This is a genomic window from Pseudotabrizicola sp., assembly GCF_030656345.1.
Lineage (GTDB): Bacteria > Pseudomonadota > Alphaproteobacteria > Rhodobacterales > Rhodobacteraceae > Pseudotabrizicola.
Window position 1 is genome coordinate 1 of record NZ_JAUSNR010000047.1, and the last position, 20,015, is coordinate 20,015.

The window sequence follows — 20,015 nt, forward strand, 5'->3', positions numbered from 1 at the left end:
CCTGCCCTTCCGACGAGTTTTTGCTGAAATGCCAAGCTGCAACCTGATCGCTCAGGTTTCACCTAACCGCTTCAATTGAAATCGGGAAACAAACGCGACACACAGAGAGCATCCTTGCATCTTTTTACAAACGGTCGTTTACTCCTGACATCCGCAATTGCAAAAGAGGCCCCCTGCCCCGTGCCACTCATCGGATACGCGCGTATTTCCACCGAAGATCAAACCGCCCTGCCCCAAGTTCAGGAGTTGCGCTCCGCAGGCTGCGTGGAAATTGTCGAAGAGCAAGCTTCGGGCGGCGGTCGCACCCGGCCTGTTCTGGCGCGTGTGTTGGATCAGCTTCGCGTTGGCGATACGCTCGTCGTGGTTCGGATCGACCGCCTGGCCCGTTCACTCTCTCACCTCTTGGAGATCATTGAGCGGTTGGAGGCGAAAGGCGCACATTTCCGGTCGCTGCAAGATCCGATCGACACTGCGTCGCCGCAGGGCAAGTTTACGCTGCAGGTGTTGGGTGCGGCCGCAGAGTTCGAACGGGCGCTGATCCGTGAGCGTACCAAAGCAGGGCTGCGCTCGGCCAAAGCCGAAGGGCGCGTGGGTGGCAACCCTGGCCTTAGAGCCCACGACCCAGCGGCAATCCGAAAAGCACGAGCGGCTCGGGTAGAGAGTCATTTCCAGAAGCTGAATGCCAGTGCTGAACAGTGGGTGCCGGAAGTGCGCCGTCTAAGACCGGGCCTGCCTTGGGAAGACGTGCTGCGCATCGTCAATTCAGGTCTGCCGAGCGAGGCGCCGCCTTGGTCCCTGCCCCGCCTGATCCGTGCTGCCAAAACCTTCGTCCGCGAAGGCCTGCTGCCAGACACTATCCTTTCCCGTGCCACCGCATCCGACAAGGATGATCGCCTGCCCGCGATCGTCGCGGGCATCAAAGGCGCAGATCCCAAGATGACTCTTCAAGCCATCTGCGACCGGCTAGAGACCATGCGCGAACGGACACCTAGGGGCCGCAGCAAGTGGGAGCCGTCATCGGTCAAGATGATCTTGGAGCGGGCGAAGAAGTTGGGACTGTTGTAGTAGGTAACGCTTTTCGGTGCCATTAGGCCAAAAGGCATTCTACCGACAGGCTAAGACGAAGAATCGCTTGCGATGCTCACGCGAACACGATCGCCCTGGTCAGGTATGCTACAGCGTTACTGAGCCTTGTCAGAGATTTTCCAAGCATCACGCGTGGGCTCGAGGGCGTCGGGTCCTGTGGATAAGTCTCACAACATTTTCTGTAATCTTTACAATATCCTACGCCCAACCTTTAACAGGTCACTTTAGCCTTTTCGCATCATATGGTGCCATGGTCGGCAGAAAGCACAAGGTAGCTGCACAAGATTTGCCTTGAGTTTCTTCCCGACGGGCGTCATATCTGTAACGCGAAAACTAAGAAAACGACGTCCACTGCGTTCCTGCTGGCACCGATCGACTGCAGATCACGGGTAACGCTTAAGAGATGTCTCGAGACAGGCGAATGATGATGCACCAAGTGTTGCATGACAAGCTCAAGGCAGACGCAGAGCGGCTTTCTGAAGCCCTTGAACATATGTCGAAGCTTTTTCTGGCACCGAAGGAAGAAAAGACACTCCGCGCCTTCACAAGCGCAGAGGTCGGAGAGTTGTTGCGGGTGAGCGACGGCTATCTGCGCAAGGCGCATTTCGACGGCAGAATTCCAGAAGTCGAACAGGGACCGGGTAACAAGCGCCTTTATTCCGCCGAGAACATCCTCCAGATCCGCAACATTCTGGCTCAGAATGCAAAGGATCCGTTTCAGTTCCTTCCCGGTCGGCGACATGGTGACAAGCTTCAAATCTGGTCAACCGTCAACTTCAAGGGCGGATCCAGCAAAACTACGACCACCGTGACTCTCGGGATGCGGCTCGCCCTGCGTGGATACCGTGTGTGTTTGGTGGATGCAGACCCTCAGGCCTCGCTGACGACCTTCTTTGGATACCAGCCAGAGATCGACTTCCGCCACGGCGGCACGCTGTATGATGCAATTCGCTACAACGATGGCGAAACGTCCCGGGTGCCAATCGTGGACGTTTTGCGCAAGACCTACTTCCCGAACCTGGATCTAGTGCCCGGTGGGATCATGCTTTCGGAATTCGAAACCGAAACTCCAACCGCGCTGAGCCGTGGCGAACAACCCGTCTTCTTCAATCGGATCCGCGACTCGCTACGACAGGTTGAAGACGATTATGACATCGTTTTAATCGACTGCCCGCCTCAGCTTGGCTATCTGACGATGGCAGCGGTCTGTGCATCGACGTCGCTTCTCATGACCATCATCCCTGAGCGTGTCGACCTGGCCTCGGCCAGCCAGTTCCTGACGATGGCGTCGGGCGTTTTGGAAGTCCTGTACTCAAACGGTGGCATCGGCGCGTATGACAATTTCGCCTACCTCCTGACGCGCTTCGACACCGCTATCAGCACGCAGCAGGACTTGTCTGAATGGCTCAAGCAATTGCTAGGCGACAGTGTGATCAAGACGCCCTTCGTGAAGTCTTCGGCGGTTAGCGAGGCTGGCCTTTCGCAAAAGACAATCTTCGAAGTGGACCTCGCTACGACCAAGAACCGAAAGACTTATGAGCGAGCCCTAGAGTCGGTGATGAGCTTTTCAAATGACATTGAGAAGATGATCCAGTCAGCATGGGGTCGAGGGGGCACAAATGAAGCGTGATCTTCTTGCCAAGAGCCTAGCACAAATGGGCTCAAAGCCTTTGATTGCTGCCGAGGCCGGGTCGAAGGTGGACGAAAGCTCGCCTCGTTCCCTGAAGAGCATGTCAGACGTCCTTTCTCAGGTCTCGGCACAGGCGGCCCAGGACGTGGATGTCAATGAGATCGGCGATTCTGAAATCGCGGATCGCTTTGACGTATCAGAAGGGCTCGATGATCTGATCGAGTCCATCAGGACATCAGGACAACAGCTCCCTGCCCTGCTCCGCTATCGCCGCGGCCCTGGCCCTCGCTATGAGGTGGTTTACGGACGCCGCAGAATTGCCGCGTGCCGAGTGCTTGGAATCAAGGTCAAGGCTTATGTCAAGGAAATGGACCACCGCGAGGCTCTTGTCTCGCAGGCCCTGGAAAACTCTGCGCGCCTAGAGCGCAGCTTCATTGAACAAGCCATTTTCGCCACCAAGCTGGAGGACCAGGGCTTCACCCGGGCCGAGATCGGCGATGTGCTAGCTGTCGACAAGGGAACGCTAAGCAAGCTGATTGGCGTTGCCCGAGACGTGCCCGACGCAGTGATCTACAAAATTGGCGCCGCGCATGAAGCAGGCCGGCGCCCATGGCTGGAACTGCGTCGTCTGGTCAAAACGGAAAACGCCCCTTCAGACAGTTCTGTCCTCTTGCTTGTTCCTGAAGAAGGCACTGCGGCCGAGAAGCTCAGCGCTGTCATTGATGCGCTGCAGAAGGTCGCGGATGCACAGCAGAACGCAGCGGAGTCTGCCGCCAAGGGCCCCTCTCCTGCCCCCCTCAAACAAATGCCCGCAACTTCGGTGGCTTTCAGGTCCAAAGGCCAGCGTCTCTTGATCGAGGTTTCCGACAAAAAGGAGCGCGGGTTCATCAACTTCGTGGAGGCACAGCTTGAGCGCCTCTACAAGGAGTGGAAAGAAAAATCATGACGCCAAAAACGGTTAAGTGATTGATTTTTATAGGGTTGGCCATGGTCAACCCTGATCAAACAGACAAGAAACAATCAAAAAGGAGGCAGACGTAGCGCAAAAAGAAACCCCCCGAAGGCGGTGAAGCACTCCAGAGGGTCCCGATTTACTCGCAATCTATTGGTACCCAAAAAATCGAATCACTGCAACACCGATTTCGGTGACCGGTATCCTTTTGCTGTCTGAAAACAGATGGAACAAGAAGCAGTCACGACCATCGAGGTCGAGGCACAGTTGAGTTGTGCGCCTTCAATCTTCGATTCTTTCGCCGGTATTGGCACGATCGAACAGCAGCCAAACTTCGCACCTGTAACCCGGCGCGCGCTCATGGCGGCCGTCAACACCACAAGTCGCGCACTCGGCTTGCGACCGTCTTCAGTCGTTGTGCTTGACGCACTCTTGAGCTGCCTTCCCTGCAACGATCCGAAAACCGGGAATGACAGCCCAATCACGCCACTCACCCTGCTGACCGTGTTCGCTTGCAACGACACTTTATGTTTTCGCGCGAAAGGCATAACGGACAGGCAACTTCGGCGGCACCTTGAGAAACTTGAAGCTGCAAATCTGATCCAACGGCGTGACAGTTCCAACGGCAAACGATTCCCAATTATGCGCAACGGTAAAGTCATCGGCGCGTTCGGCATCGACTTATCGCCCCTGCTCGCACGGTCTGGCGAAATCCTTGCACTGTCTCAGAAACATCGTCAGGAAGCCGACGAACTTCGAGGCATGAAAGCCTACATCCAAAAACTGCGCGGTGAATGCCTCACCCTTTGCCTGCAAGGCGAGGCCTTAGAGTTCGTCGAAGCTGCCCGCAACTTTATGCGTCGAACCGGAGTAACTTTACTTCAGGCAAGCAGCGTCATCAGCAGACTTAAATGCATCCTGCAGAGTAAGGTAGTCACTCCAAGCGTACCGCATTTGGAAGAGTTGGCCACGGCCAACGATCTAGAACACGAACAAGGCCAAGAACAAGCACCGTCTTCTAACTCGAAGAAAACGACCGGCTCAGACGGACAAAATGTCCGGCACAAAGAGACTCAAAAATCATATACAAAAAAAACCTTACCGCGCTCGATGACAGAGCTGTGGGCTTGCTTGACCGAAATCCCGGCCTTTTATCCAGACCACCCCACCACAGAACACGGCCTCCTACAGCTGCTATTTGAATTTGGTAAGATGCTGAGAATAGACAGCGCTCTTTTGGGTAGGGCGGTGTCTTTGCTTGGCCTGGCAGAAGCCATTCAGGTGGCAGATCAAATGGCCTGCAAAATCGACCAGGTCAAAAGCCCTGATAGCTACCTATCGAGGATCCTAGCCGGTTGCACCAAGACATGAGTTGGCCATGGCCAACTTTGCGTTGGTACATAAATCATCCAACTGAAACGCGCCGCCCTGCCGGTCTGTCGTTGGCACCTATGTCCAGTACAAAAGTGAGAGAATGGTTGGTTTGAGGGTGGCGGGAAGTGAGATCGGGAGAGTGGCTCCCGGCGCCCGTCGTGGAGAAGACCTGATGGCCCAAGCTGCCCAGAAGATCACCCTGTCGTCCTCGCGGGACATCCCCTTTGACAAGCTGGTGCTGAGCCAGTCCAACGTCCGGCGCATCAAGGCCGGTGTCTCAGTTGAAGAGTTGGCCGAGGACATCGCTCGTCGCGGCTTGTTGCAAGGCCTGAGCGTGCGGCCTGTGTTGGATGCCGATGGCGTCGAGACCGGCAAGTTCGAGATCCCGGCTGGCGGTCGGCGCTTTCAGGCGCTGTCGTTGCTGGTGAAGCAAAAGCGTTTGGCAAAGACTGCGCCTGTGCCTTGTGTGTTGCGTGATGTGACATCAGATATTCTGGCCGAGGACGACTCCTTGGCTGAGAACATGCAGCGCGTTGCATTGCATCCGCTCGATCAGTTCCGCGCCTTTGTTGCTTTGCGGGAGAAGGGTCAGGGCGAGGAAGCCATTGCGGCGGCCTTCTTCGTTACGCCGCAGATCGTGAAGCAGCGGTTGAAACTCGCTTCCGTGGCCCCTGCCCTTCTGGATGTCTATGCCGAAGATGGCATGACGCTGGAACAGCTGATGGCCTTCACGGTGAACTCCGATCACGGGCGTCAAGTTCAGGTCTGGGAGGCGGTGAAGAACTCCTGGAACAAAGAGCCCTACTCGATCCGGCGCATGTTGACGGAAACCTCTGTGCGGGCTTCGGATCGGCGCGCGGTGTTTGTCGGTGTTGATGCCTATGAGGCCGCGGGTGGCGTTGTCCTGCGCGATCTCTTCCAAGGCGATGATGGGGGCTGGTTGGAGGACCCTGCCCTGCTCGACCGATTGGTCGCGGACAAGCTGCAAGCCAAGGCGCAGGCAATCGCTGCTGAGGGTTGGAAGTGGATCGAGGTGTCCACTGACCTGCCCTACGGCTACAGTCACGGTCTGCGGCGTCTGGTTGGCGATCCCTCACCTCTGAGCGCGGATGAAGCTGCAGACCACGCCAAGCTACTCGCGGAGTATCGGATGCTTGAAGAGGAATACTCTGGTCAGGACGAATACCCCGAGGAGATCGACACTCGGCTTGGCGAGCTGGAAGCTGCGATGGAAGCCTTTGAGCGGCGTCCGCTGATCTTCGATGCGGCAGAGGTTGGTCGCGCCGGAGTCTTCGTGACGCTCGACCGGGATGGCAGCCTAGCTGTCTATCGCGGCTATGTCCGGCCGGAGGATGAGCCTCGCGAAGAGACCATGGCCTACTTCAGCGATGAACTGGGTGCAGAAGGGCAGGGGACTGATGCTGACGTCTTGGCCCATCAGCTATCCGCTGGTCCGTCTGCGGCCACCGTCATCACTTCTGGGGGCCAGCCGTTCAGCGCCGGGCTGCCAGACGATGAGGACGATGGCGCATTAAAGCCTTTGCCTGAGCGTCTCGTCATGGAGCTGACCGCACATCGCACCCTCGCCTTGCGCGAGGCGATTGGGCGTTCGCCCGACGTGGCCCTGACGCTGCTGCTGATTAAGCTGGTCAATGACACCTTCCGCAGTTCCGGGGCTTCGGGCAGTTGCTTGGAGGTTTCTGTGCGTACCGTCTACATGTCGGCTCAGGCGCCTGATCTAAAGGACAGTCCGGTGGCCAAGGCCGTGGACGATCGTCATTCTGCGTGGGAGGCCGATCTGCCGCTTGGCAACGATGCTGTGCTCTGGGATTATCTCTCGGCCCTCGATCAGGCCAGCCGTCTGGCTCTGCTGGCGCATTGCCTGAGCTTCGGGATCAATGCGCTGCATGAGAAGGTGAACCCTTACGGTGCGGGCATCTCGGTCAGCGGGTTGACCCGCCGCATGGCGCAGGCGGAGATCGTGGCTGAAGCCGTCGATCTCGACATGGTCGCGGCAGGCTGGGAGCCGACGGCGGACAATTATCTGAACCGGGTTCCCAAGGCGCGAATCCTTGAAGCCTTGCGTGAGGCGAAGGGGGAAGGCACCGCGCAATTGCTCGACCATCTGAAGAAGGGCGAGATGGCCACGGAAGCCGAGCGCTTGCTCAAGGGTAGCGGTTGGTTGCCGGAGGTTCTGCGGCGCAGTGATCTTGTCGCACAGGACGGTGATGTCGTTGCAGAAGGGCAGGGGGCTTTGAACGAAGGACCCTTGGGCGCTGCTGACATTGACGCTGAGATCGACTTGCCTGCCTTCCTGACGGCCGAATTGCCCGTGGAAAGCACCGCGCTGATGGCTGCGGAGTGATCTGAGCCCTCGAGGGCGGGAGAACCCGCCCTCAATCACAGCAAAACACAACAATATCAATATGATGAGTGCGAATGTTCGCATTAAGGATGAGGAATCATGTCCGCAATTAAGATAATCGACCAAGCGCCCTTGGGCGCGCTCATTCGTTACACTGATGGCAGTCCCAAACCGCCTGCACGCTTCACCAAAAAGCTGGCGGCCTGGGAAAGGTCCAACGGTGTTGGTCGTCTGGTAAAAAAGGAGCCGCCGCGGCCCTTTCCGACCTGGACGGCCCCGGCGTCCTTCACGTTGCATGAAGGCAACTTCTCCTCGGAGGGGGTCATCCTCGTCACGATCATGCGCAGTCATTCGGCCGACAGCCAGCTCAGCTTTGAGGTGGTCGAGGAGCCCAAGGTGGGGCAGGTCTGTGTGCTTCTGGATTTTGGGGGCAGCACCGAGCTTTTGCACCTGGCGTCATCCGTCACAGCGGCGGAGCTTTGGATAGCCAAGGAGGGCTATCGCAACGCGCGGCTCGAGATCGTTGGCGACGATTGCGGTGACGGGGCAGGGGAGGCGCGTATCGCCGCCAGAACCTTCTCAGAGACCAAGGGGGCCCGTCGCACCGGGCCTCTCATCCAGCACCAACCTGTCCCGCGCATCTGCACGGGGCACCAAAGGCTCCATCCCCAGTAAGGCCTCGGTCAACCAAAAGCATGTCTGCGAGGCTGGCGGGGTGAGTATCAGCGGGACAATTCGGCTCCTTGTGTCAAAGTACCATCCCCCGCTTGCCAGTCCCTTCCTTGGCCCAAATCCAGTCTTCGAGATCAAGCCACAAGGGCTCGGACTACGGGGTGAGCCCGTGCCGCCGGCCGGATTCGGGGCAAGCCCGAACGCACCCGGTGATGTCAGCCCGTCTTTGGTCCTGCGGGTTCCTGTCAGCGCGGGGGATGGTCCCTCGCCTCCCAGCAGGAGCCAAAACAGATGTCCCGCAAAGATGCACACGCCTTCGCCGCCTCCCTCGCCGCCACGCTCATGGTTTCGATCGTCGTCTTTCAGGCAGGGGATGGAACCTATGGTGCCGTCCCCGCCGATGAAATCGACGGCGACGAGGTTCAGGTGCTTGTTGAGATCGACCCGTGGGCGTAATGCCCGCGGTCGTTAAGAAGGCCCGGGCACGGCGCGAACGCGCCTCCGGGCCTTTCGCCTGTCTCGGCTCAAGAGCCTCACAGGCACAAGGCGCCGACGGCGTGTCGGCATCCCGAAATCCAAGGAATGAAAATGCGCATGCCTGCGCCTTAACTCCTTAACGAGGTGCTCTGCTGGGTGCCATGCATTGCTGCAGATAGGGCAGGGGCCCCTTTCTGGGTACGACTTTTTCAATCTATGAACATGACGGAGCCGACATGTTCACAACACCCGGTTTTGTTATCACGAACGTCCCACTGCTCGGTCACGCACAGGCGGTCAGTTGACTGCCATGTCCTCGGGCGATTTACCTGCGTCAAGGGATGCGACAAACCACAGCGGCTTGCGCCCCCGGCCTGACCAGGTGAGGGCCGCGTTTTCTGGATGCCGGTACTTCGCGGCAGCGGGCGCACGAGTGGGTTTCACCTCAGTGCCGACCAGTTCGGCAAGAGAATAGCCCATCTCTTTGGCAATGACCTCGAGCTTGCTTCGGGCATCGCTTTTCTGACGATCCTCAAACGTGAAAATAGCCTTGGCCAGATCCTTCTGCAGGCTCTTGAGCTCTTTGAGCGACAGTGTCTCGATGTTGAATTCAGCCATGGGTGCCTCGTGTCCAAAATGATGCCCTTGGGATAGCCGTCACGGCGCGGGCTCGCAACTCCGATCGGGCTGGTTCGCGAATGGCAAGCAAAAGGGCTCTGAGGTGATCAGCCGCTCTAGAGCATGTCGCCCCTGATCGGATTCTGGATTCCCATATCGATCATCCTGTGATTCCATGTCTTGGAGGCGGATATGGGGGTAAGAGATGGGTAAACCGCATCCTGTTGAGTTGCGCGACCGTGCTGTGCGGCTTGTAGAGCAGGGTCAGACGCACACCGAAACGGCGCGGCGTCTGTGTGTTTCGATCAAGTTCGTCAACGACATGGTGCGCCTCAGGCGCGAGACCGGATCGCTTGCGCCGAAGCGGCAGGGCAATCCCGGGCGCGGCAAGCTGACAGGTGTCACGGATTGGGTGCAGAGACGGATCACGTCGCAGCCTGATCTGACAATTGACGCGCTGACGGCGGAACTGGCCGCAGACCACGGATTGGAAGTGCACCGCTCGTCCGTCGGCCGGCTGCTGCTCAGGCTCGGGCTGTCACACAAAAAAAGACCTTCAAGCGCTTGAGCAGAAGCGCCAGGACGTGGCCGACCTGCGCCGCATCTGGATCGGCAAACGCCAGCCCTTCATGGCCAGGCATCTGGAAAGACTGGCCTTCATCGACGAGACTTCGGTGAAGACCAACATGGCCAAGACCACCGGCTGGGCCCCGCGCGGGCAGCGCCTGGTCGATCACGCACCATTCGGGCATTGGCGCACCCAGACATTCATCGGTGCCCTGCGCCATGACCGGCTCGATGCACCCTGGGTGATCGACGGCGCGATGAATAGGGAAATGTTCGACCTGTATGTCACGACCCAGCTGGTGCCAACGCTGAGGACCGGCGACGTCGTCATCCTCGACAATCTGTCAAGCCACAAGAGCCCGACAGCCGCCAAAGCCTTGCGCGACATCGGCGCGTGGTTCCTGTTCCTGCCGCCCTACAGCCCAGATTTGAACCCCATCGAAATGGCATTCTCGAAGCTGAAGGCGCTGCTCAGAAAAGCTGCCGCCCGAACCTATCATGAACTTTGGCAGGCGGTCGGGCAGGTGTGCGACCTGTTCAGCGACGAGGAGTGCTACAACTTCTTCAAGGCCGCAGGATACAGAACCAATTAAACGCGACACGCTCTAGTGGTAAGGACTTTGGGTTTACCGTCTTAGCAGGGCGAGGGAAGACATGTTCAGCTAGAGCCCCCGATCACTCCTGTCCCCGGTGCCATCCCTTCGACTGACAATCCCCTAATCCTGTTCGGGTTCAATCGTGCAACCCCGCGTCAGTCCGGGCCGTGTTGGCCGCCGTTTGCTTCCTGTCCGCTCCACCCCGGACCTTTGGGGGTTTCCGTCTGGTCTGATGGCCCAGCCGTGCACGCCTCATCCGACAGGCTTCTTTCGGGTCTTGTCGAAGGGACGGTCCCAGGGACAGGAAAAACAGGAGCTACCAAATGCAGAACATCGTCATCCTCGCCGGCAATATCGGTCAGCAGCCCGAAGTCCGCACCACCCAGGGCGGCACGAAGATCACCAACTTCACCCTGGCCACCTCGCGTCCCCGCCTTTCGGAAGGCCGCGCGATCCGCGACGAAAACGGCTACCGGGTCATGGACACCGAATGGCACCGCATCACCTGCTTCAACGGTCTCGGCAAGATGGTCGCAGAGCACTGCGAGAAGGGCATGAAGGTCATGGTCCACGGCCGTATCCACTACACCAAGTGGACCGACGCAACCGGCGTGGACCGCTACGGCTGCGAGATCATCGCTGAGAAGGTCGACTTTCTCAGCCGACCAAAAGCGACCGAGAACGAAAACCCCGAACTGGTCGACCGCGACGACGAGATCCCGTTCTAAGAATGGGGTCTCCGCCTCGGGTCCGGCGGGGCAACCCGCCGGCTTCGGTTGCTTTCGGCCCAAACCGGTCATTCAGCGCTGAAGTGGCGCTGCGGTGCAAAATCCCATTGGCCGCCGTTCGTGATTATCACCAGCTATGTCATAATGATCTGCAAAGTGGCCACTCCACACTGGGGCCTCCCTTTAGTTCCACACCCGTAGGTCTGGCTTCGGCCAAGCCTCTCGTCAGAACCGTGCTTTCGCCTCTGCCAGAAGGAACTGGAGCCGCTCTGTCCAGGCACCAAAGTTCGCTCCGGTCCGAGCGGAAACCTCGATGATTTCGGCCTTCGGGTTCACAGTCGCGATATTGGCGCGACAGGCGGCCTCGTCAAACCCGACATGGGGGGCAAGGTCCATCTTGTTGATGATCACGATGCCCACGGCGCGGAACATGTGGGGGTATTTCAAGGGCTTGTCCTCGCCCTCGGTGGTCGAGATCACGGCGATCTTCATCGCCTCGCCAAGGTCGAACATCGCGGGGCATACGAGGTTGCCGACGTTCTCGATCAGGAGGAGCGAGCCTGGCGCAGGGTTCAATGCGCGGGCGGCTTCGGCGACCATGTCGGCCTCGAGATGGCAACCTGCTCCCGTGTTGACCTGAATGGCCGGCGCACCGGCGGCGCGGATGCGGTCGGCGTCATTCGTGGTCATCTGGTCGCCTTCGATGACCGAGATCGCGACCTGATCTTTCAGCGCCTTGATCGTCGCTTCCAGAAGGGCGGTCTTGCCCGAACCGGGCGAGGAAACGAAATTCAGTGCCAGCACGCCGCGACCTTCGAACCAGCCCCGGTTGCGGGCGGCGATGGCATCGTTTTTGCCCAGGATCGCGGCTTCGAGTGCCACATGGTTTCCGGCCGGGTGCTGCTCCAGCACATGATCATGCGGATGATCGTGACTATGGCCGTGATGCGAGTGGTCATGCGAATGATCGTGGCTGTGGCCGTGATGTGAGTGATCATGCGCATGATGATGATCATGACCATGATCGTGATCGTGATCATGCAGATGGTCATGCGGCAATCCATGGGCATGCGCAAAGGCATGTGCATCGGCCAAACTTTGACCGGACGCACGCAAAAGCTGCGTGGCCCCAGTGTCCACGTTGGTCATCGAGACTTCGCTCTTCGGATCGGCACAGCCGCAGACACCACACATCACGCTTCCTCCCTGATTTCGAAATCCCGCACGGTGAAAGTGTCCCCCTCGGCGTCGATGAAGCCCAAGGTCGCACCCGCCAGCACTGTCTTGTCCGTCACGATGTCCCAGCAAAAGGCCAGGGCATCCCTTTCGATGCAGGCGCGCGGCCCAATGGCGACCCGCACGCCCTTTATCGGCCGGCCGCGCGCATGTTCCTCAACGATCGCAGCGATGCTGCGCGCCATCCCAAGCTCATGCATGGGTCCAGTCCTTTTGTTGGGTTGGCGGGGATGGCCCCGCCAACAGCGGTCAGCCCATCAGGATCGCGGCACCGGCGACGGCACCCACCGCACCCACCAGTCGGCGCGAGTTGAGCGCAAGCCCGCCGCCAAGGCGTTCCAGCGTCCGGCCAAGCACGACCCCAGCCGCATGCAGAAGCGCGGTCGCCACCACAAAGCCCGCAGCGTAGCCAAGGAACGACCCGGCACCGCTTCCTTCAGCGCCATGCGCATGGCCGTGGAACACCGCGAACACCGCGACCAGCGCCATTGCAGGACCGACCGGCAGTTTCATCCCGAAGGCCACGGCAAGGCCCATGACGATGACTGAAAGCGCGATGCCCTGCTCGACCATCGGGAGCGGTGTTCCGAAGTACCCAAGCGCACCGCCCGCCACCATCGCCAGCACAAAGGCCGCAGGCACAGCCCAAAGCGACCGCCCGCCAAGCTGCGCCGCAAAGACCCCTACGGCGACCATCGCAAGCACATGGTCGAGGCCGGTCAGCGGGTGCAGAAAGCCGTGCATCGCGTCGATATGCGCGCCGGTTCCGGTATGGGCCTTCGCCGCCGCGGGCAGCAAGGCCAGAATGGCGGCAAGGCCGCTGGTCAACTTTTTCATGATTGTCCCTCTCCTGTGTTTTCGATTTGGTCAGCAAATTCTGGGCAGTTGCTCGCCCACCAGCATGTCGACGATACGCCCGCCCCCGAAAACGGTCTTCATGACGACAGTGCGCGGATGGGCGGTGGTGGCGCGCCCGATGACGCAGGCCCCGCGCCCCGCCTCGGTCGCCTGCATGGCGGCTAGCGCGGTCTCGGCTTGACCCTCGGGTACGAACAGGACCAGCGTCCCCTCATTGGCCAGATAGAGCGGATCGAGACCAAGGATCTCGCAAACCCCTTTCACCTCGGCGCGCAAGGGCAGGTGGGCCTCCATGATCTCGACCCCCACACCCGCTGCATCGGCGATCTCATTGAGGGCCGAGGCGAGGCCGCCGCGCGTGGCATCGCGAGCGCAGCGCACTCCGGGGGCAGCTTGGAGAACGGCCTCCATCAGGTGGTTCAGCGGCTGGCAGTCGGACTGGATATCCGTCGTCAAGGCCATGTCGCCGCGCGCGGCAAGGATCGCCGCGCCATGGTCGCCGAGCACACCGTTCACGATCGCCACATCGCCGGGCTGCACCGAGGACGCGATGAGGCAGCGCCCCGGCGGGATCACCCCGACGCCTGAGGTGGTGACAAAGACCCCGTCGCCGGAGCCTTTGCCGACCACCTTGGTATCGCCAGTGACAATCCGCACCCCTGCCGCTTCTGCCGCCGCCTGCATAGAGGCCGCAATCCGGCGCAGGGTGGAGATCGGCACGCCTTCCTCGATGATGAAGGCCGCCGACAGCCACAGCGGCCGCGCGCCGCCCACGGCCAGATCGTTGACCGTGCCGCAGACGGCTATGGTGCCGATATCGCCGCCCGGAAACTCCATGGGTGAGACGACGAAGCTGTCAGTGGTAAAGGCCAGCTGCGCGCCGGGTTCCAGGACCGAAGGATGCATTAGCCGCGCTTGATCCTCCATCCCTGGCGGGGCGAATACCGAGGTGAAGACATCCTCGATCAGATCGCGCATCGCCTTGCCGCCGCCGCCATGCGCCAACGTGACCCGGTCGGCCACCACGCGGCGGGCGGGGCGGAGACCTGCGTTCATACCGCCTCCTCCAGCCTGAGGCCGCCATATTGGTAATAGGCCGCGCAGGCCCCTTCAGAGCTGACCATCAGCGCGCCAAGCGGCATTTCCGGGGTGCAGCCTTTGCCGAATTGCGGGCAGGCGTGGGGTTTGATCCGGCCGGTCATCACATCGCCGCAACGGCAGCCTTCCGGTTCCGCCACGGCGCGGGGGCCTTTGCCGTAGCCAATGCCGAACTTCACCTCGGCATCGAATGCCGCGTACTTCGGACGGATGCGCAACCCGCTGGCGTCAATCTCTCCCAGCCCCCGCCATTCGAAACTGGGGCGCGGCTCGTACACCTCGGCGCAGGCGGCGATGCTAACGGGGTTGCCATCATCAGGTACGACGCGGGAATACTGGTTCTCCACCTCTGCCCGGCCATCGCGGATCTGTTCCAGCACCATCAGGACGGACTGGAGGAGGTCCAAAGGTTCAAACCCCGCCACGACGATCGGCCTGCCATAGTCCCGCGCGATGAAGTCATAAGGATGGATACCAATGACCATTGACACATGGCCGGGGCCGACAAAGCCATCCAGCACCATATGCGGGTCATCCAGCAGCGCCTTGATCGGCGGCGGCACGGTGATGTGGTTGCAGAAGATGGAAAAGTTGGTCTGGTTGTCCGCCGCCGCCTGGAGGATGGTCAACGCGGTCGAAGGAGTCGTTGTCTCGAACCCCAGGCCAAAGAACACCACCTCGCGGTCGGGGTTGCGGCGGGCAAGCTCCAGCGCATCGAGCGGCGAATAGACCATGCGGATATCCGCCCCATCCGCCTTGGCCTGGATCAGCGATTTCCGCCGCCCCGGCACCCGCATTGCATCGCCGAAGGTGGTCATGATCACACCGGGGCGTTCAGCGATTTCGACGCATTCGTCGATCCGGCTCATCGGCAGGACGCAGACCGGGCAGCCGGGGCCGTGGATGAATTCCAATCCCGGCGGGGTCAGCTTGTCCAACCCGTAACGGAAGATCGCATGGGTATGCCCGCCGCAGATTTCCATAATGTGGACGGGCTTTTCCTTGGTCGCCCCGATCTCGTCGGTGACGCGGGCGATGGCCGCCAGCACGCCGCGCGCGGCGACCGGATCGCGGAATTCGTCGGCGTATTTCATGATGCGAGCATCCTCTCGGACGCGCGCATCGCCTCGATTTCTTCCTGCGCCTCACCAAGTTGGCGCAGGATGTCGAGCGTCAGCGCGGCCTCCTCTTCGTTGATCCGGCTCATCGCAAAGCCGACATGGATCAGCGACCAGGCGCCGATCAGGGCCTCAATCGGTTCCTCCTTCAGGATGCAGGCGACATTGACCTGACGCCGCACGCCCATCACCTCGACAATGGCGAGCTTTCGAGCGGCGTCGGCGATCTCAACGATCTGTCCGGGGATGCCTAGGCACATGGGGTTTTCTCCGTTTGAGTGATGGCCAGGGCGATGACCGCCTGACCCAGGGCCAGTCCGCCGTCATTCGCCGGGACCTTTGCGTGGCTGAGAACCTGCTTGCCGCTGGCCTCAAGCCCCTGATGAACAAGCGTAAAAATCGTGGCGTTCTGAAAGCAGCCGCCCGAGAGGGCAATGGTGTCGATCTCGGTATCCTTGGTGATCCGTTCGGCCATCCGCACGACGGCCATGGCGAGGCCCCGGTGAAAGCGGGCCGCGATCACCCCGACCGGGGTTTCAAGGATCAGATCGCCCAGCATTGCCCGCCAGACCGCCAGCGGCTCGATGTAGGGCATCCCGCGCCCGCCGAGGAGCGGGGTCGAGAAGGGATAGGCGAGGTCCTCGGGTTCGTTCATGGCCGAAGGGTCGATGGCCGCCTCGAACCTCATCGCCGCCTCACCCTCATAGCTTTGCGGCCCCCAGGCGAGGCCCGCAATCGCCGCCGCCGCATCAAAAAGCCTGCCGCATGAGGTGGAGAGCGGCGTGTTCTGTCCCTTGGCGATCATCGCGTCCAGCGTCGCGCGGGGGATATCCGACAGGCGTTGGTGAATCTCCAACCCGTCGAAATTCATCGAGAGTTCCGCCCATCCCATCTGCGCCATCAGATGCGCATAGGCGTTGCGCCAGGGCTCCTTCACCGCTGCCGCGCCGCCGGGCAGAGCCACCGGTTTCAGGCTGCCCGCGCGGCGATAGCCGCGATAGTCGCAGATCAAGAACTCACCGCCCCAGATCGTGCCGTCATCGCCAAGGCCCGTGCCATCCATCGCGATGCCAAGGACCGGGGGCGCATCAAGCGCGCGGCCATTTTCGGCGAGGCAGGCGGCGATATGGGCGTGGTGGTGCTGGACCGCGATCACCGGGCGACCTTCGGCGCGGGCGTAACCGGCTTGGGTGGAGAGGTACTGCGGGTGCTGGTCCACGGCAATGATATCGGGAGCGTGGTCGAAAAGCCGGGTGTAAAGGTCAAGGTTGCGGCCGGTATCGGCATGGGTCGCCGCATCCTCGAGATCGCCCATGTGCTGCGACAGGATCGCCTGCCCGCCCTTCACCAGGCAGAAGGTGTTCTTCACCTCGGACCCCATGGCGAGCACTTGCAGGTCGCGTGAAAACCCTTCCGGCAGGGGCAGACCTGCGGGCGCATAGCCCCGGGCACGGCGCAAGAGGCGCGGGCGGCCAAGATCCACCCGGACGACCGAGTCATCAATGCGGTTCGCTATCTCGCGGTCGTGGAGGCAGGCGAAATCGGCGATCTCGGCCAGACGTGCACGGGTGTCCTCATTGGTGATGCACTGCGGCTGGCCCGAGGGGTTGCCCGATGTCATCACCACGGGCCGCCCGATCCGGCGCAGGATCATGTGGTAGAAAGGCGTGTAGGGCAGCATCACGCCCAGCCGGTCCAGCCCCGGCGCGATGCTGCCCGGCAGGCTGTTTGGCAGTGACTTCAGAAGCACGATCGGGGCTTCGGGGCCGCTGAGCGTGGCGGCCTCGGCTTCCGACACTTCGCAGTATTCCCGCACCACTCCCAGATCGCGGGCCATCAGGGCAAAGGCCTTGCCCGCCCGGCCCTTGCGGCGGCGAAGTTCGGCGACGGCCTCAGCATTGGTCGCATCGCAAGCCAGATGCACGCCGCCCAGCCCCCGGATCGCCACGATATGGCCGTTCAGGATCATGCCTCCGGTCGCGTCGATGTCGTCGAGCATCGAGAAGGCCTCGTGCTGCACCGCCCCTCGCCCCAGCTTTTCGATCCAGATTTGCGGACCACAGCGGCCGCAGGCGACGGGCTGGGCGTGAAAGCGGCGGTCGGCGGGGTTGCGGTACTCAGTCGCGCAGGGCTCGCAGAGGTCGAAGGGCGCCATGGTGGTCTTGGCCCGGTCGTAGGGGGCGGCGGTGACGATTGAAAAGCGCGGGCCGCAATTGGTGCAATTGGTGAAAGGATAGCGGTAGCGGCGCTCAAACGGGTTGCGGATCTCGGAGAGGCAATCAGGGCAGGTCGCGGCATCGGGGGTGACCGAGCCGCGCATCTCGCCACCCTCGGAGGCCACGATGTCAAAGCCTGCTGGGGCCTCGGCCTCCAACGGCTCCACCCGCAATTCCTCGATCCGGGCCAGGGCGGGAAGGCTTGCGTGCAGACGGTCGGGGAAGGTGGCAAGGCCGTCGCCCCAGAGGCGGATCACCACGCCCTCGGCGGTGTTCTTCACGTCGCCCGCAAGGCCCATTTCCTGCGCCAGCCGCCAGACGGCAGGGCGGAACCCCACGCCCTGCACCTGCCCCCGCACGGTGACCTGCGCGCCCCTCATGGTGCAACATCCCAGATCAGCACGCGGTTGTTGCCGCTGTCGGCCACCGCGACAGTGGACCCAAGCGCGGACAGGCCATAAGGCCAGCACAGACTGTCCCGTTCGGCCATGCCCCAGCGGTTGTCGCCCTTGGCGGCGAAATCCGGCTGGCCGGTCAGCCGGTCAGCATCGGCGCCCATGCCGGTGTCAGAGAACCCCAGAAGGCGTGAGTTGGCGGTGTCGCCCACCACCAGCCTGCCCTGCAGCACCGCCAGCGCATAGGGCATGTTCATCGCCATCGACGAGGGGTAATAGGCCGCGCGGTTCAGGTCGCAGTCCTGCATCGCGCCCTGGCCCAGTACGGCATCCGCGGGCTGGCCGTTGGCCGCAGGCAAAGCGTCCCAGACCATCACCCGATTGTTGCCGGCATCGGCCACCGCCAAGCCACTTTGCCAGCCCACCGCCATATGCGGCCAGCGCATGGAGCGGGAGGAGACGGCGGCCCCCGCATTCTCATCCCGGCAGGTGAAGCTGTCTTGCCCAAGGACGAGGTCAGCAGGCTGGCCAGTCCTTGCCGGGTCGTCCCAGACCAGCACCCGGCGGTTGCCGGTATCGCATACCACGAGCCGCCCATCGACCTCGGCCACGCCATAGGGCCAGTGCAGTGTGGCGGCGGTGGGCGCATCGGCCCCCCGATTGGCCAGGGCACCATCGGCGGCGGATTGGCCCAGGATGATGTCGGCCGCGCTGTCCGGTCCGGTCGGCAACTGCTGCCAAATCAGGACCCGATGGTTCCAGGGATCCGCAACCGCCAGCCCGCCACGAAACGCAACGACCCCCGTCGGCACGTTCAGGGTGGCAGCCGTGACCGGCCCCTTGGCATTGCGCCCCTCGCGCCCAAAGGCAGGCTGGCCCACAAGGAGATCAGCGGGGGTGTCGTCCACCTCGGGCACCTTGTGCCAGCCGAGCACCCGGTGATGCCCAGTGTCGGCCACCCAGAGCGAACCATCCGGGTGCAGGCACACCCCGCGCGGGCCGAACAGGCGGTGTGCTGCGGGCGTGATCGGATCGGCCAGCATCCCGCCATCGGTGCCAAGGATCACCCGCGCACCTGCGGGATCCAGCAGCGGCGCCCCTTGCGTGATCGTGCCCTCGGCCTTGATCGGCGAGAAGGAAGGGGCCAGCGACACCTTCATGGCACGATCCTGATCTGGACCCGCGACCCGATCACCCGCACGGCATGGGCATGAAGCTGCACCTCGGGCGCGGTCAGGCATTCGCCGCTTTCCAGCGCATAGCGAAAGCCGTGGAACGGGCAGGTCAGGATGCCACCCTCCAGCGCGCCATCGGTCATCTCCAGCCCCATATGGGCGCAGGCGTTGCGGAAACAGGTCACGGTATCGCCATGGCGCGAGAGGATGACCCCCTCACCCCCAACGGTTTCGAACAGCACCGCGCCATCGGGCAGGCGCGAAAGGTCCAGCGCGTTGTGCCAGGCCCCGCCGAGCGTTTCGGCGAAAGGTGAGGTGAAATGCACCGTATCCGCCCCGCCACCACCCAGACCCTTGGCCTGCCGCACATCGGTGATTTCAGGCACCGCGTCCTGAATGGCCTTCTTCACACCGGCGTAGAAGGTCAGTTGCGAGGCAGGGCAGCCATCGCAGGCCCCGAGAAACCGGATATCCGCACGGGACCCTTCAACTGCGGCCACCTCGGCATTGCCGCCATGGCTCGCTAGCATCGGGCGCACGGTTTCCAGCGCCGCCTCGACCCGCTCGAAAAGCGAAGGTTTCAGGATACCGTGACGGCGGAGGACGGCATAGACAACCTCATCCCGCGCCGCCTCGGCCAGGGCCGCGCCGAAGCCTGGCTGGGATTTCAGACTGCGGATTAGGCGGCGAAAGGCCTCGGCGTTCAGCGCATCCAGTGCTTCGGTCTGGGCCTTCGCGCCCATTCGGGCCGCATCGTCCCAATGCTCCGCCAGCGCCTCCAACGCGCGCAGATCACCCAGCAGCCGGTCAAGGCTGGGGGCATCTGCGGCGGGGAGCGAGGCGTCCTTCATGGC

General features: G+C 61.7%; 19 protein-coding genes and 1 pseudogene. 10 read left to right on the top strand and 10 right to left on the bottom strand.

Translation table 11 applies throughout. The features are described from left to right. Positions 1 to 180 precede the first annotated feature (180 nt). The 7 genes and pseudogenes from Q7J44_RS21110 (at position 181) to Q7J44_RS21140 (ending at position 8,535) form a co-directional block, all read left to right on the top strand. Positions 181 to 1,065, top strand: coding sequence for a recombinase family protein (locus Q7J44_RS21110; protein WP_045682725.1), 885 nt, complete (start codon positions 181 to 183; stop codon positions 1,063 to 1,065). A gap of 442 nt (positions 1,066 to 1,507) precedes the next feature. Further along, complete coding sequence (gene repA, locus Q7J44_RS21115) at positions 1,508 to 2,716, top strand: plasmid partitioning protein RepA (protein WP_045682723.1); 1,209 nt, start codon at positions 1,508 to 1,510, stop codon at positions 2,714 to 2,716. Then, a complete protein-coding gene (gene repB, locus Q7J44_RS21120; RefSeq protein ID WP_045682721.1) occupies positions 2,706 to 3,662 on the top strand; it encodes a plasmid partitioning protein RepB in 957 nt (318 codons plus the stop codon). Before repA ends, repB begins: the two co-directional genes overlap by 11 nt. A gap of 231 nt (positions 3,663 to 3,893) precedes the next feature. Then, on the top strand, positions 3,894 to 5,039 hold the full coding sequence (locus Q7J44_RS21125) for a helix-turn-helix domain-containing protein (protein ID WP_045682719.1): 1,146 nt from the start codon (positions 3,894 to 3,896) through the stop codon (positions 5,037 to 5,039). Positions 5,040 to 5,214: 175 nt separating this feature from the next. Next, positions 5,215 to 7,407: a ParB/RepB/Spo0J family partition protein gene (locus Q7J44_RS21130; protein ID WP_045682716.1), complete on the top strand. Its 2,193-nt coding sequence runs from the start codon at positions 5,215 to 5,217 to the stop codon at positions 7,405 to 7,407. Positions 7,408 to 7,506: 99 nt separating this feature from the next. Beyond that, positions 7,507 to 7,977: pseudogene (locus Q7J44_RS21135) on the top strand (hypothetical protein); the annotation flags it as partial. Between the two features lie 393 nt (positions 7,978 to 8,370). After that, positions 8,371 to 8,535, top strand: coding sequence for a hypothetical protein (locus Q7J44_RS21140; RefSeq protein ID WP_296430082.1), 165 nt, complete (start codon positions 8,371 to 8,373; stop codon positions 8,533 to 8,535). A gap of 318 nt (positions 8,536 to 8,853) precedes the next feature. On the opposite strand, the gene Q7J44_RS21145 is transcribed toward Q7J44_RS21140, so the two are convergent. Next, positions 8,854 to 9,174, bottom strand: a complete 321-nt coding sequence (locus Q7J44_RS21145; protein WP_045682714.1) for an H-NS family nucleoid-associated regulatory protein — start codon at positions 9,172 to 9,174, stop codon at positions 8,854 to 8,856. 205 nt (positions 9,175 to 9,379) lie between these two features. Between Q7J44_RS21145 and Q7J44_RS21150 the strand changes: the two genes are divergently transcribed. The 3 genes from Q7J44_RS21150 (at position 9,380) to Q7J44_RS21160 (ending at position 11,065) form a co-directional block, all read left to right on the top strand. Beyond that, positions 9,380 to 9,742: a transposase gene (locus Q7J44_RS21150; RefSeq protein WP_045682712.1), complete on the top strand. Its 363-nt coding sequence runs from the start codon at positions 9,380 to 9,382 to the stop codon at positions 9,740 to 9,742. A gap of 16 nt (positions 9,743 to 9,758) precedes the next feature. Beyond that, positions 9,759 to 10,334, top strand: a complete 576-nt coding sequence (locus tag Q7J44_RS21155; RefSeq protein ID WP_296430081.1) for an IS630 family transposase — start codon at positions 9,759 to 9,761, stop codon at positions 10,332 to 10,334. 326 nt (positions 10,335 to 10,660) lie between these two features. Beyond that, on the top strand, positions 10,661 to 11,065 hold the full coding sequence (locus tag Q7J44_RS21160; RefSeq protein WP_045682710.1) for a single-stranded DNA-binding protein: 405 nt from the start codon (positions 10,661 to 10,663) through the stop codon (positions 11,063 to 11,065). Positions 11,066 to 11,290: 225 nt separating this feature from the next. Here the strand turns inward: Q7J44_RS21160 and hypB are convergent, their stop codons facing one another. From hypB to Q7J44_RS21205, 9 genes are read right to left on the bottom strand one after another with little or no spacing between them, the layout of a single operon-like run. Beyond that, the gene (hypB, locus tag Q7J44_RS21165; RefSeq protein ID WP_045682707.1) at positions 11,291 to 12,259 is read right to left on the bottom strand and encodes a hydrogenase nickel incorporation protein HypB; all 969 of its coding nucleotides are present in this window, start codon (positions 12,257 to 12,259) and stop codon (positions 11,291 to 11,293) included. Next, positions 12,259 to 12,501 (bottom strand): hydrogenase maturation nickel metallochaperone HypA, encoded by a 243-nt coding sequence (locus Q7J44_RS21170; protein WP_045682705.1) that lies wholly within the window; start codon positions 12,499 to 12,501, stop codon positions 12,259 to 12,261. The genes hypB and Q7J44_RS21170 overlap by 1 nt, the downstream gene beginning before the upstream one ends. A gap of 49 nt (positions 12,502 to 12,550) precedes the next feature. Further along, entirely contained in the window at positions 12,551 to 13,138 is a 588-nt protein-coding gene (locus tag Q7J44_RS21175; RefSeq protein WP_045682703.1) for a HupE/UreJ family protein, read from the bottom strand. A 30-nt stretch (positions 13,139 to 13,168) separates the two neighbouring features. Then, the gene (gene hypE / locus Q7J44_RS21180; protein WP_045682701.1) at positions 13,169 to 14,215 is read right to left on the bottom strand and encodes a hydrogenase expression/formation protein HypE; all 1,047 of its coding nucleotides are present in this window, start codon (positions 14,213 to 14,215) and stop codon (positions 13,169 to 13,171) included. Then, positions 14,212 to 15,351, bottom strand: a complete 1,140-nt coding sequence (hypD, locus tag Q7J44_RS21185) for a hydrogenase formation protein HypD (protein WP_045682698.1) — start codon at positions 15,349 to 15,351, stop codon at positions 14,212 to 14,214. The genes hypE and hypD overlap by 4 nt, the downstream gene beginning before the upstream one ends. Next, positions 15,348 to 15,635, bottom strand: a complete 288-nt coding sequence (hypC, locus tag Q7J44_RS21190; RefSeq protein WP_045682696.1) for a HypC/HybG/HupF family hydrogenase formation chaperone — start codon at positions 15,633 to 15,635, stop codon at positions 15,348 to 15,350. The genes hypD and hypC overlap by 4 nt, the downstream gene beginning before the upstream one ends. Beyond that, positions 15,626 to 17,971 (bottom strand): carbamoyltransferase HypF, encoded by a 2,346-nt coding sequence (gene hypF, locus Q7J44_RS21195; RefSeq protein ID WP_045682694.1) that lies wholly within the window; start codon positions 17,969 to 17,971, stop codon positions 15,626 to 15,628. Before hypF ends, hypC begins: the two co-directional genes overlap by 10 nt. After that, positions 17,968 to 19,146 carry an NHL repeat-containing protein gene (locus Q7J44_RS21200; protein ID WP_296430079.1) on the bottom strand — a complete coding sequence of 393 codons (1,179 nt, stop codon included), beginning with the start codon at positions 19,144 to 19,146 and terminating at the stop codon, positions 17,968 to 17,970. The genes hypF and Q7J44_RS21200 overlap by 4 nt, the downstream gene beginning before the upstream one ends. Further along, positions 19,143 to 20,012 (bottom strand): NifU family protein, encoded by an 870-nt coding sequence (locus Q7J44_RS21205; protein ID WP_045682692.1) that lies wholly within the window; start codon positions 20,010 to 20,012, stop codon positions 19,143 to 19,145. Before Q7J44_RS21205 ends, Q7J44_RS21200 begins: the two co-directional genes overlap by 4 nt. Between the last annotated feature and the right edge of the window lie 3 nt (positions 20,013 to 20,015).

Coding starts and splice junctions, on each gene's coding strand:
- repA (WP_045682723.1), top strand. CDS start 1,508: ATGATGATGCACCAAGTGTTGCATGACAAGCTCAAGGCAGACGCAGAG.
- repB (WP_045682721.1), top strand. CDS start 2,706: ATGAAGCGTGATCTTCTTGCCAAGAGCCTAGCACAAATGGGCTCAAAG.
- Q7J44_RS21125 (WP_045682719.1), top strand. CDS start 3,894: ATGGAACAAGAAGCAGTCACGACCATCGAGGTCGAGGCACAGTTGAGT.
- Q7J44_RS21130 (WP_045682716.1), top strand. CDS start 5,215: ATGGCCCAAGCTGCCCAGAAGATCACCCTGTCGTCCTCGCGGGACATC.
- Q7J44_RS21140 (WP_296430082.1), top strand. CDS start 8,371: ATGTCCCGCAAAGATGCACACGCCTTCGCCGCCTCCCTCGCCGCCACG.
- Q7J44_RS21145 (WP_045682714.1), bottom strand. CDS start 9,174: ATGGCTGAATTCAACATCGAGACACTGTCGCTCAAAGAGCTCAAGAGC.
- Q7J44_RS21150 (WP_045682712.1), top strand. CDS start 9,380: ATGGGTAAACCGCATCCTGTTGAGTTGCGCGACCGTGCTGTGCGGCTT.
- Q7J44_RS21160 (WP_045682710.1), top strand. CDS start 10,661: ATGCAGAACATCGTCATCCTCGCCGGCAATATCGGTCAGCAGCCCGAA.
- hypB (WP_045682707.1), bottom strand. CDS start 12,259: ATGTGTGGTGTCTGCGGCTGTGCCGATCCGAAGAGCGAAGTCTCGATG.
- Q7J44_RS21170 (WP_045682705.1), bottom strand. CDS start 12,501: ATGCATGAGCTTGGGATGGCGCGCAGCATCGCTGCGATCGTTGAGGAA.
- Q7J44_RS21175 (WP_045682703.1), bottom strand. CDS start 13,138: ATGAAAAAGTTGACCAGCGGCCTTGCCGCCATTCTGGCCTTGCTGCCC.
- hypE (WP_045682701.1), bottom strand. CDS start 14,215: ATGAACGCAGGTCTCCGCCCCGCCCGCCGCGTGGTGGCCGACCGGGTC.
- hypD (WP_045682698.1), bottom strand. CDS start 15,351: ATGAAATACGCCGACGAATTCCGCGATCCGGTCGCCGCGCGCGGCGTG.
- hypC (WP_045682696.1), bottom strand. CDS start 15,635: ATGTGCCTAGGCATCCCCGGACAGATCGTTGAGATCGCCGACGCCGCT.
- hypF (WP_045682694.1), bottom strand. CDS start 17,971: ATGAGGGGCGCGCAGGTCACCGTGCGGGGGCAGGTGCAGGGCGTGGGG.
- Q7J44_RS21200 (WP_296430079.1), bottom strand. CDS start 19,146: ATGAAGGTGTCGCTGGCCCCTTCCTTCTCGCCGATCAAGGCCGAGGGC.
- Q7J44_RS21205 (WP_045682692.1), bottom strand. CDS start 20,012: ATGAAGGACGCCTCGCTCCCCGCCGCAGATGCCCCCAGCCTTGACCGG.